The organism is Halomonas faecis, from assembly GCF_010993975.1.
Taxonomy (GTDB): domain Bacteria; phylum Pseudomonadota; class Gammaproteobacteria; order Pseudomonadales; family Halomonadaceae; genus Halomonas; species Halomonas faecis.
Window position 1 is genome coordinate 396,609 of sequence record NZ_JAACZO010000011.1, and the last position, 15,778, is coordinate 412,386.

Annotated in this window: 19 protein-coding genes and 1 tRNA gene; 9 read left to right on the forward strand and 11 right to left on the reverse strand. The window is 57.7% G+C overall.

Translation table 11 applies throughout. From position 1 onward, the window contains the following. Positions 1-20: 20 nt before the first annotated feature. The 3 genes from ctaD to GFD32_RS07320 all read right to left on the reverse strand — a co-directional run bounded on the left by ctaD (position 21) and on the right by GFD32_RS07320 (position 3,188). Positions 21-1,652 carry a cytochrome c oxidase subunit I gene (gene ctaD, locus GFD32_RS07310; RefSeq protein ID WP_163575892.1) on the reverse strand — a complete coding sequence of 544 codons (1,632 nt, stop codon included), beginning with the start codon at positions 1,650-1,652 and terminating at the stop codon, positions 21-23. A gap of 50 nt (positions 1,653-1,702) precedes the next feature. Further along, complete coding sequence (coxB, locus tag GFD32_RS07315) at positions 1,703-2,827, reverse strand: cytochrome c oxidase subunit II (RefSeq protein WP_163575893.1); 1,125 nt, start codon at positions 2,825-2,827, stop codon at positions 1,703-1,705. Between the two features lie 187 nt (positions 2,828-3,014). Next, positions 3,015-3,188 (reverse strand): DUF2970 domain-containing protein, encoded by a 174-nt coding sequence (locus tag GFD32_RS07320; RefSeq protein ID WP_163575894.1) that lies wholly within the window; start codon positions 3,186-3,188, stop codon positions 3,015-3,017. A gap of 203 nt (positions 3,189-3,391) precedes the next feature. On the opposite strand from GFD32_RS07320, the gene GFD32_RS07325 reads away from it, so the two are divergent. After that, the gene (locus GFD32_RS07325; RefSeq protein WP_163575895.1) at positions 3,392-3,748 is read left to right on the forward strand and encodes a hypothetical protein; all 357 of its coding nucleotides are present in this window, start codon (positions 3,392-3,394) and stop codon (positions 3,746-3,748) included. 49 nt (positions 3,749-3,797) lie between these two features. Here the strand turns inward: GFD32_RS07325 and GFD32_RS07330 are convergent, their stop codons facing one another. Genes GFD32_RS07330 through GFD32_RS07340 form a run of 3 tightly spaced genes read right to left on the reverse strand, consistent with a single transcriptional unit; the run spans position 3,798 to position 6,536 of the window. Beyond that, positions 3,798-4,526 carry an LrgB family protein gene (locus tag GFD32_RS07330; RefSeq protein ID WP_163575896.1) on the reverse strand — a complete coding sequence of 243 codons (729 nt, stop codon included), beginning with the start codon at positions 4,524-4,526 and terminating at the stop codon, positions 3,798-3,800. After that, a complete protein-coding gene (locus GFD32_RS07335; protein WP_163575897.1) occupies positions 4,523-4,885 on the reverse strand; it encodes a CidA/LrgA family protein in 363 nt (120 codons plus the stop codon). Before GFD32_RS07335 ends, GFD32_RS07330 begins: the two co-directional genes overlap by 4 nt. Positions 4,886-4,907: 22 nt before the next feature. Further along, positions 4,908-6,536 carry a BCCT family transporter gene (locus GFD32_RS07340; protein ID WP_163575898.1) on the reverse strand — a complete coding sequence of 543 codons (1,629 nt, stop codon included), beginning with the start codon at positions 6,534-6,536 and terminating at the stop codon, positions 4,908-4,910. A gap of 242 nt (positions 6,537-6,778) precedes the next feature. Here GFD32_RS07340 and GFD32_RS07345 point away from each other — a divergent pair. Beyond that, a tRNA-Pro gene (locus tag GFD32_RS07345) sits at positions 6,779-6,855 on the forward strand. A 256-nt stretch (positions 6,856-7,111) separates the two neighbouring features. After that, positions 7,112-7,906, forward strand: coding sequence for a hypothetical protein (locus GFD32_RS07350; RefSeq protein ID WP_163575899.1), 795 nt, complete (start codon positions 7,112-7,114; stop codon positions 7,904-7,906). Positions 7,907-8,204: 298 nt separating this feature from the next. Here the strand turns inward: GFD32_RS07350 and GFD32_RS07355 are convergent, their stop codons facing one another. From GFD32_RS07355 to GFD32_RS07375, 5 genes are all read right to left on the reverse strand, one after another. Further along, a complete protein-coding gene (locus GFD32_RS07355) occupies positions 8,205-8,504 on the reverse strand; it encodes an addiction module antidote protein (protein ID WP_163575900.1) in 300 nt (99 codons plus the stop codon). Continuing rightward, positions 8,501-8,791, reverse strand: a complete 291-nt coding sequence (locus tag GFD32_RS07360; RefSeq protein ID WP_163576074.1) for a type II toxin-antitoxin system RelE/ParE family toxin — start codon at positions 8,789-8,791, stop codon at positions 8,501-8,503. Before GFD32_RS07360 ends, GFD32_RS07355 begins: the two co-directional genes overlap by 4 nt. A 125-nt stretch (positions 8,792-8,916) precedes the next feature. Next, a complete protein-coding gene (locus GFD32_RS07365; protein ID WP_240455567.1) occupies positions 8,917-9,210 on the reverse strand; it encodes a helix-turn-helix domain-containing protein in 294 nt (97 codons plus the stop codon). Beyond that, on the reverse strand, positions 9,200-9,514 hold the full coding sequence (locus GFD32_RS07370) for a transcriptional regulator (RefSeq protein WP_163575901.1): 315 nt from the start codon (positions 9,512-9,514) through the stop codon (positions 9,200-9,202). Before GFD32_RS07370 ends, GFD32_RS07365 begins: the two co-directional genes overlap by 11 nt. Before the next feature lie 92 nt (positions 9,515-9,606). After that, entirely contained in the window at positions 9,607-9,894 is a 288-nt protein-coding gene (locus GFD32_RS07375) for a hypothetical protein (protein WP_163575902.1), read from the reverse strand. Positions 9,895-10,144: 250 nt separating this feature from the next. Here GFD32_RS07375 and rfbB point away from each other — a divergent pair, with 250 nt between their 5' ends. The 6 genes from rfbB (at position 10,145) to GFD32_RS07405 (ending at position 15,703) form a co-directional block, all read left to right on the forward strand. Then, entirely contained in the window at positions 10,145-11,212 is a 1,068-nt protein-coding gene (gene rfbB / locus GFD32_RS07380; protein WP_163575903.1) for a dTDP-glucose 4,6-dehydratase, read from the forward strand. Positions 11,213-11,270: 58 nt separating this feature from the next. Next, positions 11,271-12,152 carry a glucose-1-phosphate thymidylyltransferase RfbA gene (gene rfbA, locus GFD32_RS07385; protein WP_163575904.1) on the forward strand — a complete coding sequence of 294 codons (882 nt, stop codon included), beginning with the start codon at positions 11,271-11,273 and terminating at the stop codon, positions 12,150-12,152. Then, positions 12,149-12,553 (forward strand): sugar 3,4-ketoisomerase, encoded by a 405-nt coding sequence (locus GFD32_RS07390; protein WP_163575905.1) that lies wholly within the window; start codon positions 12,149-12,151, stop codon positions 12,551-12,553. Before rfbA ends, GFD32_RS07390 begins: the two co-directional genes overlap by 4 nt. Then, positions 12,553-13,017: an acyltransferase gene (locus GFD32_RS20055; RefSeq protein WP_163575906.1), complete on the forward strand. Its 465-nt coding sequence runs from the start codon at positions 12,553-12,555 to the stop codon at positions 13,015-13,017. Before GFD32_RS07390 ends, GFD32_RS20055 begins: the two co-directional genes overlap by 1 nt. Further along, positions 13,014-14,135: a DegT/DnrJ/EryC1/StrS family aminotransferase gene (locus GFD32_RS07400; RefSeq protein WP_163575907.1), complete on the forward strand. Its 1,122-nt coding sequence runs from the start codon at positions 13,014-13,016 to the stop codon at positions 14,133-14,135. Before GFD32_RS20055 ends, GFD32_RS07400 begins: the two co-directional genes overlap by 4 nt. 182 nt (positions 14,136-14,317) lie before the next feature. Further along, positions 14,318-15,703, forward strand: a complete 1,386-nt coding sequence (locus GFD32_RS07405; RefSeq protein WP_163575908.1) for a formyltransferase family protein — start codon at positions 14,318-14,320, stop codon at positions 15,701-15,703. The last annotated feature ends 75 nt before the right edge of the window (positions 15,704-15,778 follow it).

Below are 15,778 nucleotides of genomic sequence, written 5' to 3' on the forward strand. Positions count from 1 at the left end.
GGCTCATCCTCCACGCCCTTTCAATGCGACGAACGCTCGAACTTGGGTGGCGTATCGAAGGTGTGCAAGGGCGCCGGACTGGGCACGCTCCACTCGAGATCCTCGGCGTGCTCCCAGGCCCGTCCCGGCGCCTTACGGCCGCCACGCACGCACAGCACCACCACGGCCACGAAGAGCAGTTGAGACGCGCCGAACATGAAGGCCCCTAGGCTCGCGACCAGATTGAAGTCGGCGAACTGCAGCGCGTAGTCGGGAATGCGACGCGGCATGCCGGCCAGCCCCGAGAAGTGCATGGGGAAGAAGGTCAGGTTGACCCCGATCACCGACAACCAGAAATGCCACTGCGCCAGCCGCTCGTTGGGATAGTGGCCGGTCCACTTGGGCAGCCAGTAGTAGACGCCGGCCATGATGGCGAACACCGCCCCCGGCACCAGCACATAGTGGAAGTGCGCCACCACGAAGTAGGTGTCGTGATACTGGAAATCCGCCGGCGCGATGGCCAGCATCAGCCCCGAGAAACCGCCAATGGTGAACAGCACCACGAAGGCCAGGGCGAAGAGCATCGGCGGCTCGAAGCTGATCGAGCCGCGAAACAGCGTGGTGATCCAGTTGAACACCTTCACCCCGGTGGGCACGGCGATCAGCATGGTGCAGTACATGAAGAACAGCTCGGCGACCAACGGCAGCCCCACCACGAACATGTGGTGCGCCCAGACCAGGAAGGACAGAATGGCGATGGCCGCGGTGGCATACACCATGGAGGCGTAGCCGAACAGGCGCTTGCGGGCGAAGGTGGGAATGATCGCCGACACGATCCCGAATGCCGGCAGGATCATGATGTACACCTCCGGGTGCCCGAAGAACCAGAACAGATGCTGGAAGAGCACCGGATCGCCGCCGCCAGCGGCATCGAAGAAGCTGGTACCGAAGTTGATGTCCATCAGCATCATGGTGATCACCCCCGCCAGCACCGGCATGACGGCGATGAGCAGGAAGGCGGTGATCAGCCAGGTCCACACGAACAGCGGCATGTCCATCATGCGCATGCCCGGTGCGCGCATGTTGAGGATGGTGGCGATGATGTTGATCGCCCCCAGGATCGAACTAATGCCGGCGATATGCAGCGACAGGATGAAGAAGGTAGTGGACGGCGGCCCATAGGTGGTGGAAAGCGGCGCGTAGAAGGTCCAGCCGAAGTTCGGGGCACCGCCCGGCATGAACAGCGTCGACAGCAGCAGCGCGAAGGCCACCGGCAACAGCCAGAAACTGAAGTTGTTGAGCCGCGGCAGCGCCATGTCCGGCGCGCCGATCTGCAGCGGAATCATCCAGTTGGCCAGCCCAGTGAAGGCCGGCATGACGGCTGCGAACACCATGATCAGACCGTGCATGGTGGTCATCTGGTTGAAGAACTCGGGCTGCACCAGTTGCAGGCCCGGCTGGAACAGCTCGGCGCGAACCACCATCGCGAAGATGCCGCCGATGAAAAACATCGTCAGCGAGAAGATCAGGTACAGCGTGCCGATCTCCTTGTGGTTGGTGGTCAACAGCCAACGCATCAGGCCCTTGGGAGGAGCCTCATGGGCATGGCCGTGTCCGGCCGCTGCCGTCGTGCTCTGCTCCAGGGTGGGCTGGGGAGGTACCTTGGGCGCCATCGGGAAACTCCTGATTGTTCTGTCGCGTTAGGGAAACGTGAGGCCCGTGCTCAATCGGACATTAGCTCGGCGATTTCCGACGGTTGCACGGTATCGCCACTATCGTTGCCCCAGGCGTTGCGTTCGTAAGTGATGACGGCAGCGATCTCCACGGGGTTCAGCGTACCGCTGAACGCCGGCATGGCAGCGCCGGAGACCCCATTGACCACGGTATCGATATGCCAGTCGCGGTCGTCGAGCATCGCCTGGTTGCCGGCCAGCGCCGGGAAGGCCGGCTCGTTTCCTCCGCCGTCATCCTGGTGGCAAGACGCGCAGACCGATCCGTAGACCTGTTCGCCGCGCTCCATCAGCTCGTCCATTTCCCACTCGCGGTCGATGCCCATGGCTTCCTGCTCGGCCGCCTCGCGGCGGTCGACGAGCCATGTCTCGAACTCATCCTCTTCCATGGCGTGCACCACGATGGGCATGAAGGCATGGTCGACGCCGCACAACTCGGCGCACTGACCGCGGTAAATGCCGGGCTCTTCGATGCGCACCCAATTCTCGTTGATGAAGCCCGGTATCGTATCTTGCTTGATGGCCAGCTCAGGCACCCACCAGGAGTGGATCACGTCGTCGGAAGTGAATAGGAAACGCACCTTCTGGCCGACCGGAAGCACCAGAGGTTCGTCGACTTCCAGCAGGTAGTTGGCACTCTCATCGATAGGCTCTTCACCACGGATCTGCGTGCGGGGAGTGGCCAGATTGGAGGTCATGGCCACGTCTTCGCCGAGGTATTCGTAGCGCCAGCGCCACTGCTGACCGGTGATCATGACATCGAGATCGGCGTCGGAGGCGTCGTACATCTTCTTCAGGGTCGCCGTGGCGGGCACCGCCATGCCAATGAGGATGAGCAGTGGAATCGCCGTCCACACCACCTCGACCAACGTATGCTCGTGAAAGTTGGCCGCCTTGGCCCCCTTGGAGTGGCGGTAGCGGAAGAGCGAATAGAACATCACCCCGAACACGACCACACCGATCGCCACGCAGATCCAGAAGATGATCATGTGTAGGGAATAGATGTCACCGCTGAGTTCGGTAACACCCACCGGCATGTTCCAGCCGTTGGCCAGAGCCGTCTGGAGTGAGCCGGCAAAGAGTCCTCCCCCTGCCAGCCAGACGAGCAGAGTGCGCATCGACGCCTCCCGATCATGTCATTGTCGTTGTCAGTGGCCCCGAGTGTCAGGGAACGGGGCTTCCCCGAATGTGGGGAAACATTAGCCACTGCTTTATCGAGTATAGAAGGGGAATGCGGACCGGCCGTCAACCCTCGGCACGCTGACCAACGGGCTCATCAACGATCGAGCCCCGGCATGCGGCGGCTCAACGCGCGACCAACGTGGCGACCAGTGCCACCAGCCCAACGAGCAGCGCCGCCATGACCAATCCCACGGCGATGAAAAGCCCCGGCCGCCCCTGCTCGAAATCCTCGCGCCGCTGGCTATCCTTCTGAACGCCGAAAAAGGCGGCCAGCACCGACTTGATCACATCCCACATGGGCCACTGCCCCCTTCACGGTCATACTGCGACAGCATGCCACAGGGAAACCCAAACCACGACACCCCCTCGCCTTTCGTCGCACCCGCACCGTTTCACCGCGGGCACGACAGGAGCTGTCTGTCCGGCTGTCCTATACTCAAAGTGAGTACCGACCCTCAACCGCCACCCGTTCATCGCACGAGGAGGCCCAGGAGTCCGAAATGAGCAAACGCAAGCCCGAATCCAGCGACGCACCTGGCATGGAACTGTCCAGCCAGATGATGGAATGGTGGGCCCAGCAGTGGACCCAGGGTGTCAATCCCGTGGCCCGCATCCAGCTTGCCTGGATGCAGAGCGTATCCGAGGTGATGCAGCAGGAAACCCGTTTCCTCATGGCCATGGCCGATGCCAGTCGCCGGCTGGCCGAATGCTACGACACCCATGCCGGCGACCCGGAGAGAATGGGCGAGTGCTACCGCAGCATCGCCAGCGAGATCGGCGACCACCACATGGAGCGCATGAAAACGGTGGCCGAGATGCCCAACGAATTCCGTCGTCGCATCTGGGAAGAGATCTGACCCCCTTCGGCGACGTATCGAGTGTCTCGCTGCGTCGCCGCACGCCTCTCTATAGCCCGAACAACGTCACGATCAGCGGCAACAGGAAAGCAGTGAGCAAGCCCGTCACCCCCATGGCCAGCCCCGAAAACGCACCGGCCACGGCACCGATGCGAGCAAAGGCGTGCGCCGTGCCGAAGCCATGAGCGGCCAACCCCAGCGTGAAGCCCTGAACGGCCGGGTCACGAATGCCCAGCAGCCGAAAGAGGCCTGGGCCCAGTGCACAGCCGATGGAGCCCGTCAGCAGTACCAGCCCCGCTGCCAGTGATGGAATTCCTCCAATCTGCTCGGCGATGCCCATGGCAATCGGCGAAGTGACCGATCGCGGCGCCAGCGTCAGCAGGGTTTCCGGCTGCGCGCCCATCAGCATGGCCAGTCCCAGAGTGGAGCCCACGGCCGTCACGATGCCCACACCACAGGCCAGCAACAGCGGCCACAGTAGACGCCGAATCCGCTCGCGATGATCGTACAGCGGAATCGCCAATGCCACGGTGGCCGGCCCCAGCAGGAAATGGATGAACTGCGCCCCCTCGAAATAGGTGGCGTACTCGATATCCGCCAGCAGCAGAAAGCCGATCAACAGCGCGATGGCCAGCGTGACGGGGTGCACCAGCGGCGTGCCGCCCAGGGCGCGGTTGATGCGCACCGCCACGATGAAGGCAAGCAACGTGACCAATAACGAAAGCAGTGGATGACCGGAGAGGTAGACCCATAGCTGGTCCAGTGGCACCACATTCATGGTTCGCCTCCCGCACTCCGGCGACGCTGCAAGCGCTGCAGCACCCACCCCGTCACCGCCAGCGTCAGTGCCGTGGAGCCGATCAGGGTCACCCCGATGGGCACCAGGTCCATGCCGATCAAGCGGGCATGGACCATCAGCCCGACCCCCGCTGGAACGAACAGCAAGGTCAAGTAGCGCAGCAGTCCTTCACCGGTCATCCGCAGACTTGCCGGCACCTTGCCGCGCACGATCAGTCCCACCAGCAGGATGACCATGCCCAACACCGGCCCCGGGATCGGCAGCGCCAAGCCGCGCGCCAGCAGTTCGCTGGCGAACTGGCAGGCCAGCAACACACTCATCCCCATGATCAATGGCACGGCACAACCTCCTGGCGACTCGTCAATGCGGCTTGTGAACCTCGTCCTCGGAAACCGGCACGGGTGATGCACCGGCATCCTCCAGATCCACCCAGGGCTCGCGCGGCGCCTCTGCGCGCTCGCCGGTACGCGCCGCGTAGCGCTCACGGTGCAGCGCCTTGAGCAAACCGGCAATCATCAGCATCACCACCGCCGAGAACGGTAGCGCTGCCATGATCACCGCCGCCTGCAGGGTTTCCAGGCCACCAGCCGTCAACAATACCGCCGTCAGCAACCCCAATAGCGCTCCCCACAGCAGGCGGTGAGCCGTCGGCGGTTCCGGATCGCCGCCAGCGAGGATAGTATTGATCACCAGGGTACCGGCATTGGCCGAGGTAATCAGATAGGTGCCGATCAGCACCACCAGCGCCACCGACACGAGCGATCCGACGATGCCCAGGTCCATGGCCTCGATGGTCACGAACAGCGCCGTCGCCACATCTGCCTCAACGGCAGCGATGATGCCGCCACCGCCGAACAGCTCATGGTAAAGCGCCGTACCGCCGAAAAGGCCGATCCACACCACGGTGATCACGGTAGGCACCAATAGAACGCCCATCACGAACTCGCGAAAGGTCCGCCCCCGCGAGACCCTGGCGATGAACATGCCAACGAACGGCGACCAGGCCAGCCACCAGCCCCAGAAGAACACCGTCCACTCTGACTGCCAGCCATCGTCGCGAGTGGCATTGGTATGGAAGCTCATGCCCAGCAGATTCTGGATGTAGTCACCGGCCGACTCGATGGTAATAGCAATGAGATACTGAGTCGGCCCGAACAACAGCATGAAGATCACCACAGCGATGCTCAGCCAGAAGTTCGCCTCGGACAGCAAGCGCACGCCGCGCTTGACCCCCGACACCACCGATAACGTAGCAACGCTCATGATCGCGCCGGTCACCACCAGCTGCAGCGGTAGCGACGCCGGCAGGCCGAACACGTCTTCCAGCCCTGCATTCATCTGCTGAACCCCCAGCCCCAGCGTGGTGGCGATGCCGAACACGGTGCCGAACACCGCCAGCACATCCACGGCATCACCCAGAAGACCATCGGTACGCTTGCCAAACAGCGGCTTCAATGCCGAACGAATGGTCAATGGCAGATTCCAGCGATAGGAGAAATAGGCCAGCACCAGAGCTACGAAGGAGAAGATCGCCCAACCGTTCAACCCCCAGTGGAAGTAGGTCAGGCGCATTGCCACCCGCGCCGCATCGGAGCCCATCCCCTCGCTGATGAAGGGGTTCGACTGAAACTGCAGCACCGGCTGCGCCACCGCCCAGAACAGGATGCCGACGCCGGTTCCCGCCGCGAACAGCATCGCCACCCAGGAAAAGAAGGTGAACTCCGGCTGCTCGAAATCGCCACCCAAGCGCACGTTCTTGTAGCGCCCCATGCCCAGCCACACCATGAACAGCAGCAGAAAGGCCACCAGCAACACGTAGTACCACTCGAGGAAAGGGTTCAGTACGGCACGCATCGCAGCAAGCCCTTGCGCCACCCTTTCGGTCTGGAGGGTACCGTACCCGAGCGCCACACCGACGATGGCGAAGGTCGCCATGGTGACCCGAGGATTCATTCCCTTGAGCGGTCCGCCCTCTGCCTGCTGATACATGGCCTGCATCCTGTCCCGTGTGACTTCGTGGGGCTTTGCGCCCATACCCAAGGCCATGATAATGCAGCCGACACCGCCCTTCACGACGGGATTGCCCCAAGGTCGGACCATCGCCATGGCCGAAAACGCAACCTCTTGAAGGCAATACGCAACCGGGGCTTTTCATTTGCCATCGAAGGCGCTAGTATACGCCTCGTTCTCGCGGCCCACCGAAGGTTCAGTGAGGTGTCAGCGGAATACGTCGGAGCGTGGCGCAGCTTGGTAGCGCGTTGCAATGGGGTTGCAAAGGTCGCAGGTTCGAATCCTGTCGCTCCGACCAAAATCATGAAAAACCGCCGCTTACGGGTCATGCCGAGCGGCGGTTTTGGTGTGCGCGCAAGGAGTGCCAGCGCCTATCACGCTCTTGCCCCCTCGGACCGGAACCTCTGTCTTATCCCCATTAGACTGCCACTGGTTCTCAAGAAACGGCATGCCCTGCCGATAGCATTTCCGGCTGTGATGGACCTTGGGCACGGTGCACGACCCACGGTCATCGAAGCCAACGTAACAGGAAACGCATCTCATAAGGACATCGCATGCTTTCGCGAACCAAACTGGCGGGCATCAGCGCTTCATGCCTACTGCTCAGCGGCTGTTCAGCCACCATGATGGGCTCCAATCTAGTCCCCGAGCGCAACGAATTCGCAGCGCTGGATCATGCCCCAACCGTTACTTACCAACTCCCCAATGCCATCGAGGATATCGAGCAGCTAGGTCTCGAATCCATCGAACGGCTTCAGGGTTCCCAATCAAATCGCCGCGCCTTGGGTATCAAGGTCGAAAACGCTTCTGAAGCCGACCAGCTAACGGTCACGGCCTACGAACAGAACATCTCATCTGCAGGAATGCGCCTCTCTCGCTCGATCAACGAGTATCGGATTGCCTACCAGATCGAAGGTGAAACGGTGACACTGACGCCAACCGAGCGCCGCACCCACCAGGACGGCCTGGTCCTGCCCATCCCGGTACCTGAATTCAGCCCACAAGACGTCGCAACGTTTCTCTCCACCATCAAGGGCACGCTGCAAATCACAGCGGAATCCCCCTACCCTGCCGAAGCGATCAATGCCAATTTCCGGCGTCTGATGGACCGGGAAGCCTATGGTCGCTTCCGCAGCAATGGCGACGAGCGCACTTTCCGTAACGTCTACTTCACTGAAGTGGACGGCGCCGACGTGCGCTTGAAAGTGGACGTCTACCCCTACCGAGACGGCACCCAGGCCGACATCGAGGCGACCTACTACACCAAAGGCGACGGCACCGCTCCCATCATCATCGAAGAGATCGAAGAGCGTATCTCCGATGCGGTGACCGATGTGGTCAACGCCTGATGGCCTAAGCCACTCCCTTGCGCAGCTGAAGGCAGCCCGCCTTCAGCTGCGGCTGCCAGTGTCCGAGATATGAAGCGGGCAAGCGCAAAGGGCGCTATTCCAGCACCTACCCGCACGCCGCCTGAACCTTGCGCTTCCCGCCGCTCGACCCCCTCGAGATACTCCGCAGAGGTGAACGGAATGGCGTTGGGCAGCTGCGTGGTGGCATCGAATAGGATTACTGGCTTCCCCACGCAGCTCCCTCATCCCCTGAGCCGTCAGGCCCGCCAAGTGGACAATCAAGAGTCATGTCATGGCGTCACGCAGCAGACTCTTCGTGCGGGCGTGCCGTCAAGTCCACGCCCAACACACGCATCACCGCGAGCATCGTTTTCAACGTCGGGTTGCCTTGCTCGCTGAATGAGCGGTAAAGCTGCTCGCGGGAAAGGCCAGTTTCGCGGGATAACTCTGTCATGCCCTTGGCACGAGCCACCACGCCCATTGCCCTAGCAATGTAGGCGGAATCTCCGGTTTCCAGCGCATCGGCGAGAAACACGGCAATGGCTTGCTCATTCTCCAGCGCCGCTGCCGGATCGTAGTCATAAATCTTGTCGCTCATGATGCCTCCCACTGTGCTGCCAGACGCTGTGCGGTTTCGATATCGCCTTGCTGGGTGCTTTTATCGCCACCACACAGGAGGATGAGGATCTCGTCGCCGCGCTGCTTGAAGTAAACGCGATACCCTGGACCGTGATGTATGCGTAGCTCGCTAACGCCTTGCACTACGGGCTTCACATCACCTGGCAATCCGTTAGCCAACCGGAAAACACGGGCCGCAATCAGGGCCTCGGCACGCTGATCACGAAGCTTGCGCTCCCATTTTCGGTAGGTATCCGTTTGTTTGATATCAAGCCACCCGCCGCTCGAACACCTCCCGCGCCGCTCGCATGCCCCTCAGATGCCGCGCCTGGCGGGCGAGACCGCTGGCCGTGAGACTGGCGGGTGTTCTCACCAAGGGTGGAGAGTGCGCTTTATGCCAGATCACGCAGTGCTTCAGGGTGCTTTTCAGCCACTCGAAGCAAAGTACGTGCGGTACCAGTGGGCTCGCGGCGACCCTGCTCCCAGCCACGCAGCGTACCAAGGCTTACATCCAGCAAGTCAGCGAACTCCTTTTGCGAAAGCCCCATTCGATGGCGTACCTCAGCCGCTTTCGGCACCTCTACCTGAGTCACGCGAGCCGCTTCGCCACGCTTCATCTGGCGTACTGACTCCAGCAACTTGTTACCCAGTTCTTCACCGGTCATGACATCGGCGTCACGCATCATCGAGCGCCTCCTTGATCTGCCTGAGAATAGGGGCCGGGATGTTGCCCCGGACGGACTTGGCATAGATTACCAGCAGCCAGATCTTCCCATTCATCAATCGGTTATAGTAAATCACCCGCACACCACCGCGCTTGCCACTATTCTCCCGCTGCCAACGCACCTTGCGGCAACCACCAGAGCCAGGAATCACAGGACCCGCCTCAGGGTTCATCGCCAGCCATTCATAAAACTCGCCTCGTTCGTCCTCATCCCAGAGAGCGTCGGCGTCCTTGGTGAATATTTCGGTTTCGGCGATGGTGTACATGCCTCAAAGGTACGTCATTGACGCACACAAAGCAACACGAAGTCACACGTTCCCGCCGCGTTGACACCAAGAAGCTGTTGGGGCCAACCGGCTCACGCCACCCGCCGCTCGAACACCTCCCGCGCCGCTCGCATGCCTCTCAGATGCCGCGCCTGGCGGGCGGCGCAGCGGGCGGTGAGGCTGGCCGGCGTACCCACGGCGCTGCCAAAGCGCTTGAGCAGCGTGGTGGAGGCGGCAATGAAGGTCTCCGGCTCGATGTTCAAGCGCTCCAGCAGCTTGGGTACCCGCTCGCCCATGGCGCCGCGCTTGTCCTGGCACTGGCAGCGGCCGGTGGTCTCGACCAGCTCCAGGATAGTCCTCGAGGCTAAATGGAATGGCATTGGGCAGCGGCGCAGTGGCATCGAAGAGCATCAGCGACTAGCGCAGCAGCGAATCACACCATGCCGGGATGTTGGCTACGGTGGCTGACTCCGCCCCGTCCATCCAACTGCAATCCATCCATTACCATCCCGAGCAGGCCTCTACTTACCGGATTGCAATCACACGTTGTCTGACATGATCACCTTCAGGAATGACTGCTTACGCACTCAAGCCCAGCGGTAGCGTGCGCAAACGACAAGGCAAATGGGAATGAAACTTCTCATCACCGGTGGAGCCGGGTTCATCGGCTCCGCCGTCATACGGCATCTCATCGCCAATACTGACGACCATGTGGTCAACGTCGACAAACTGACCTATGCCGGCAATCTGGAGTCCCTGACCGAAGTCAGCGACAGCCCACGCTATGCCTTCGAGCGCGTGGACATCAGTGTCCACGACGAGCTGGAACGGGTATTCCACCAGCATCAGCCAGACGCAGTGATGCACCTGGCAGCCGAAAGCCACGTGGATCGTTCGATCGATGGCCCATCGGCTTTCATTCAGACCAATATCGTCGGCACCTATACTCTACTGGAAGTCGCTCGCGCCTACTGGAACGAGCTGGATACCGAGCGCCGCAGTACCTTCCGTTTTCACCATATCTCGACCGATGAAGTGTATGGCGACCTGGAAGGTCCGGAAGGAGTGTTCACCGAAGAGACGTCCTACGCACCCAGTTCGCCCTACTCCGCCAGCAAAGCCAGTTCCGACCACCTGGTACGTGCCTGGCAGCGAACCTATGGTCTGCCGACACTCATTACCAACTGCTCCAACAACTACGGCCCCTACCACTTCCCAGAAAAGCTGATACCGCTGACGATCCTCAACGCCCTGGAGGGTAAACCCTTGCCCGTTTACGGCAGGGGCGAACAGATCCGCGACTGGCTCCATGTGGAAGACCACGCCCGGGCGCTCTACACAGTCGTGAAGGAAGGTCAGGTAGGTGAAACCTACAATATCGGCGGCCACAACGAAAAACGAAACATCGATGTCGTGCACGCCATCTGCCAGCTAATAGACGAGATGAAGCCTGCCTCTTCCAACTGCCAGCTTTCCGCTTCCCGCTTGATCACCTTCGTCGCCGACCGCCCCGGCCATGACCAGCGCTACGCCATAGACGCCAGCAAGATCGAGCGCGAGCTGGGATGGCACCCACGAGAAACCTTCGAAAGCGGGATTCGCAAGACCGTACTGTGGTACCTGGCCAATCAGGACTGGTGCCGCCGAGTACAAGATGGCAGCTATCAGCGCGAGCGCCTGGGTGTGAATCCTGTATAACGGAAAGTCGCACCCTGAAACAGTGGATGACGCAACCGACTCAAGGCAGGAGACGACCATGGCACGCAAAGGCATCATCCTAGCCGGCGGCTCTGGCAGCCGCCTCTACCCCATAACCATGGGCGTATCCAAGCAGCTGCTGCCTATCTACGACAAGCCGATGATCTACTACCCTCTCTCGGTGCTGATGCTGGCAGGCATTCGCGAGGTACTGATCATCACCACACCTGAGGATAGCGCCAACTTCGCACGCCTGCTCGGTGACGGCAGCCAGTTCGGCATCATGCTCAGCTATGCCGTGCAGCCCAGCCCCGATGGGTTGGCGCAAGCTTTTATCATTGGCGAGAATTTCATCGGTAACGATAGCGTGTGCCTGGTGCTGGGCGATAACATTTTCTATGGGCAGGGATTCTCCCCCAAGCTCCAGGAGGCCTCAGCCCGTACCCGCGGTGCCACGGTGTTCGGTTACCAGGTCAAGGATCCGGAGCGTTTCGGTGTGGTGGCGTTCGATACGGCCAAACGAGCCATCTCCATAGAGGAAAAGCCAGCCAAACCGAAATCGCAGTATGCGGTAACGGGCCTCTACTTTTACGATAACGATGTGATCGAGATCGCCAAGCAAGTGAAGCCATCACGCCGCGGAGAGCTCGAGATCACCAGTGTCAACCAAGCCTATCTGGAACGCGGCGACCTCAACGTAGAGCAGCTAGGCCGTGGCTTTGCCTGGCTGGATACCGGCACCCACGAGAGCCTGCTGGAGGCCGCCCAGTTCGTGGAAACCATCGAAAAACGCCAAAGATACAAGATCGCCTGCCTGGAGGAGATTGCTTGGCGAAACGGCTGGCTGGAAGTCGTAGATCTAAAGCGTATCGGCACCGCCCTCAGTAAGAGCAGCTATGGGCAATACCTTCTGTCTTTGGAGCGGGAAAATAACCGATGAGCCTTATCCAATGGATCGATTTCCAAAGCTTGGGAGATAAGCGTGGCCAATTGGTAGCCATCGATATAGGCAAAGAGCGGGAAGTTCCCTTTGATATCAAGCGGATCTACTACATTTACCACACGGCTGAGGATGTTAGTCGTGGGTTCCATGCACATAAAAAGCTAAAACAGGTAGCTATCTGCATCTCTGGGAGTTGCCGCATGGTTCTTGATGATGGCTGTACACGCGAGTCAATAGTCATGAACTCTCCCGCCAAAGGGCTGTTGATTGAAAGCATGATATGGCGGGAGATGCGCGACTTTAGTGATGACTGTGTACTACTGGTGCTGGCCAGTGAGCGGTATGACGAAAGCGATTATATACGCAACTATGCTGATTTCATTAAGGCTAAGCGATAATGCCAATCATACATCCAAAAGCTGATGTCCACAGCACTGAAATAGGTGAAAATACGCGAATTTGGCAATACAGCATTATTCTAAAAGGTGCTCAGATTGGCGTGAACTGCAACATATGCGCCCATACCATGATTGAGGGGGATGTAGAGATTGGTGACAACGTAACTGTAAAATCTGGTGTTTTCCTGTGGAATGGAACCAGAATTGAAAATAATGTATTTATCGGACCCAACGCCACCTTCACCAATGACCCGCTACCTCGTTCCAAAGTTTATCCGAAAATACTCTTCGGGATTACTGTTAAACAGGGCGCTAGCATTGGTGCCAACGCTACTCTGCTCCCTGGCATCACCATTGGTGCCAACGCGATGGTAGGCGCCGGCGCCGTAGTAACAAGAAATGTACCGGAGGGGGCCTTGGTAGCCGGTAATCCAGCAAAACTAGTCCGATATATTAAACAATGATACCATTTTTAGACCTGAAGTCTATCAACGCCAATTACCGTGATGAGTTGATCGAAGCCTGCGCTCGTGTGATTGACTCGGGATGGTATATCAACGGAAAGGAGGTAGCAGCCTTCGAGAAGGAGTTTTCCGCCTACTGCGGCAGCGAACATTGCATCGGTGTCGCCAACGGCCTAGATGCGTTGACTCTTACTCTCAGGGCCTGGAAAGAGCTGGGCAGGTTAAAAGAGTGGGATGAGGTTATAGTACCGGCCAATACCTATATCGCTAGCGTGCTGGCGATCACCGAGAACCGCTTGACTCCAGTCTTCGTGGAACCAAATGAACTTACCTATAATATTTGCCCAAAAAACACCGAAGCCGCTGTCAGCCGAAAGACTCGTGCCATACTACCGGTACATTTATATGGCCAACTGGCAGATATGCCAACGATTATGGAAATTGCCGAACAGCATAAGCTGCTGGTGCTGGAAGATGCGGCTCAGGCGCATGGCGCCAGCCTTAATGGCCGTAAAGCAGGCAGTTGGGGGCATGCTGCTGGCTTTAGCTTTTACCCAGGAAAAAATCTCGGTGCTTTGGGTGATGCCGGCGCTGTGATCACCCGGGATGAGACGCTTTCTCAAACCATTCGTACTTTAGGAAATTATGGTAGCCACAAGAAATACGAAAACCAGTATCGCGGAGTGAACAGCCGGCTGGATGAAATGCAGGCTGCCCTGCTACGCGTTAAGCTTGACCATCTTGATGAAGAAACCCAACGCCGTCGCCACATCGCGCTATCCTACGCAAAACGAATCAGAACCCAGAAAATCATGCAACCAGTCGATTGCAATACCACCATGGAAAGTATAAAAAACCATGTGTTTCATCTTTACGTGGTGCGTACAAAGCAGCGAGATGCACTACAACAACACTTACAGAAACTTGGCGTACAAAGTATGATACATTACCCGACACCACCTCACCACCAGAAAGCCTATGAATGCTGGAAGCAAAAAAGCCATCCACTCACTGAGGCTATACATGATCAGGTCCTAAGTTTACCAATCAACCCCTTTATGTCTAATAAAGAAATAGATTCAGTAATTTATGCGGTAAATAGTTTTTTTGAAAAGTGAATGAATTGAAAAATTTTAATAGCCAAATCACAGCATCAAGAACTGAAATTGCCAATGAATCACAACAATAAACAAAATCACTGAATACGCCTCCCTACACTCTCTCGCTTTATTTACGTAATTCAATTATACTTTATCGCTGGGAAAGGTAGACGTATACGGGAGACACAGAGGAGTGTTTAATGGTGCCAATCACTTACCCTTATGATCATGGCGATAACCTGACAGACCGCCATAGTTACACGTATGCGCCTTATCAAGGCGAGCCTTTTTTGGAAGCCTGGATACAGGCGCGTGAATCGCTTTTAAGCGATACTATACCGATCAACAAGGCACCACCTTCTGTTGATATCTCGTATCCTGCCGATGACGAGGTGCATACGGCATCTCTTCTGGAAGCGCTGTTTTATCAGTTAACAGAAAGCAATGTTTCCCAAACAGACAAATTTCAGCATTGGCTTAACTGGATCATACAGCGTTTTGAAGTATCCAAGCGCTTGCACGTACGTTACTCCCTTGGCGGGAGGCGTGCCAAGCCACAGGGGACATATAGAGAGCTCTCTCTTTACATTCGTTTTACTGAGATACTGGCTGTTGCCTACCGCAAACTGAATAAGCTCCCGGCGCTTAATGCTCTTATCAAATGTCTGGATACACTGTATTCGGTAAAAGAAAACTTAACGGCTGAGCAAAAGCAAAGAGTGGCCCGAGTAGCAACGTTAGAACGAGATTTTGTTTTCCGCTTGCATGACGGGTTTGAGGTCAACTCCCAGAAAACTATCGCAATGCCTTTCAGCCAAGCTGTCGATCGCTCCCCTAAATCGCTCAACAATGTCACCTTATTGGTAGCGGATACGATACGCTCACGCGCCTATGCTCAGGCATTACTGGCTTACGGATTGCATGTAGGAAATGTCTTATTACTCACCTCCTCCACACGCAAGCAATGGGGACAATCAGACCAACTACTCAACCCGCCTGCTGCGGGCAGTTTGGGTGGCGCTTTCATTCCTGATTTGCGTATTCCATTGGAAGATACTTGCCAGGCACTTACGTCCTGCGTGGAAGTGTTAGATACGGGAAGTGTCAACAGCCAAGAAGTGGTTGAAAGCCTGCAAACTCATAACCCTGAGCTTGTTATCTTTTCCGGCTTTGGTGGGGAGATTGTCCGTGAAAATATCCTAAGTGCTGCGGGTCCCTTTCTTCATATGCATGCCGGATGGCTGCCGACATTCCGAGGCAGCACGACAGTTTATTACAGTTTTCTGACTACAGGAAATGCAGGGGTTTCCGCTATTCTCTTGTCACCAGGTATTGATACGGGGGAGATTGTTTATCGAGCGTTGTACCCCTTGCCAACCGCCAACATGAATATTGACTATTACTACGATGGCATCATTCGCTCTGATGTCATGATTCGCGTACTGACTTACTGCTCTACCCATGACCGTTTACCTGAGAAGGAAGCGCAAAACAAAGAAGAAGGTGAAACCTACTATGTCGTACATCCCCTTATTAAAACTATCTCTATTTTAATGGTGGAAAAGCAAGAGCTCGCTGACGTGTAAGATGCTATAAGTTGGGGCGACAGTACTGAAGTTGAGCCCCTTACTCGCGACACTCCGCAGAAGAAGAGATTGCCT

What these genes read in the sequence shown, in the direction of transcription:
- GFD32_RS07320 (WP_163575894.1), bottom strand. Translation starts at nt 3,188, where the DNA reads ATGTGGGATGTGATCAAGTCGGTGCTGGCCGCCTTTTTCGGCGTTCAG.
- coxB (WP_163575893.1), bottom strand. Translation starts at nt 2,827, where the DNA reads ATGCGCACTCTGCTCGTCTGGCTGGCAGGGGGAGGACTCTTTGCCGGC.
- GFD32_RS07400 (WP_163575907.1), top strand. Translation starts at nt 13,014, where the DNA reads ATGATACCATTTTTAGACCTGAAGTCTATCAACGCCAATTACCGTGAT.
- GFD32_RS07330 (WP_163575896.1), bottom strand. Translation starts at nt 4,526, where the DNA reads ATGAATGTGGTGCCACTGGACCAGCTATGGGTCTACCTCTCCGGTCAT.
- GFD32_RS07405 (WP_163575908.1), top strand. Translation starts at nt 14,318, where the DNA reads ATGGTGCCAATCACTTACCCTTATGATCATGGCGATAACCTGACAGAC.
- GFD32_RS07390 (WP_163575905.1), top strand. Translation starts at nt 12,149, where the DNA reads ATGAGCCTTATCCAATGGATCGATTTCCAAAGCTTGGGAGATAAGCGT.
- rfbB (WP_163575903.1), top strand. Translation starts at nt 10,145, where the DNA reads ATGAAACTTCTCATCACCGGTGGAGCCGGGTTCATCGGCTCCGCCGTC.
- GFD32_RS07375 (WP_163575902.1), bottom strand. Translation starts at nt 9,894, where the DNA reads ATGCCATTCCATTTAGCCTCGAGGACTATCCTGGAGCTGGTCGAGACC.
- GFD32_RS07365 (WP_240455567.1), bottom strand. Translation starts at nt 9,210, where the DNA reads ATGATGCGTGACGCCGATGTCATGACCGGTGAAGAACTGGGTAACAAG.
- rfbA (WP_163575904.1), top strand. Translation starts at nt 11,271, where the DNA reads ATGGCACGCAAAGGCATCATCCTAGCCGGCGGCTCTGGCAGCCGCCTC.
- GFD32_RS07340 (WP_163575898.1), bottom strand. Translation starts at nt 6,536, where the DNA reads ATGTATCAGCAGGCAGAGGGCGGACCGCTCAAGGGAATGAATCCTCGG.
- GFD32_RS07350 (WP_163575899.1), top strand. Translation starts at nt 7,112, where the DNA reads ATGCTTTCGCGAACCAAACTGGCGGGCATCAGCGCTTCATGCCTACTG.
- GFD32_RS07325 (WP_163575895.1), top strand. Translation starts at nt 3,392, where the DNA reads ATGAGCAAACGCAAGCCCGAATCCAGCGACGCACCTGGCATGGAACTG.
- GFD32_RS07355 (WP_163575900.1), bottom strand. Translation starts at nt 8,504, where the DNA reads ATGAGCGACAAGATTTATGACTACGATCCGGCAGCGGCGCTGGAGAAT.
- GFD32_RS07370 (WP_163575901.1), bottom strand. Translation starts at nt 9,514, where the DNA reads ATGTACACCATCGCCGAAACCGAAATATTCACCAAGGACGCCGACGCT.
- GFD32_RS20055 (WP_163575906.1), top strand. Translation starts at nt 12,553, where the DNA reads ATGCCAATCATACATCCAAAAGCTGATGTCCACAGCACTGAAATAGGT.
- ctaD (WP_163575892.1), bottom strand. Translation starts at nt 1,652, where the DNA reads ATGGCGCCCAAGGTACCTCCCCAGCCCACCCTGGAGCAGAGCACGACG.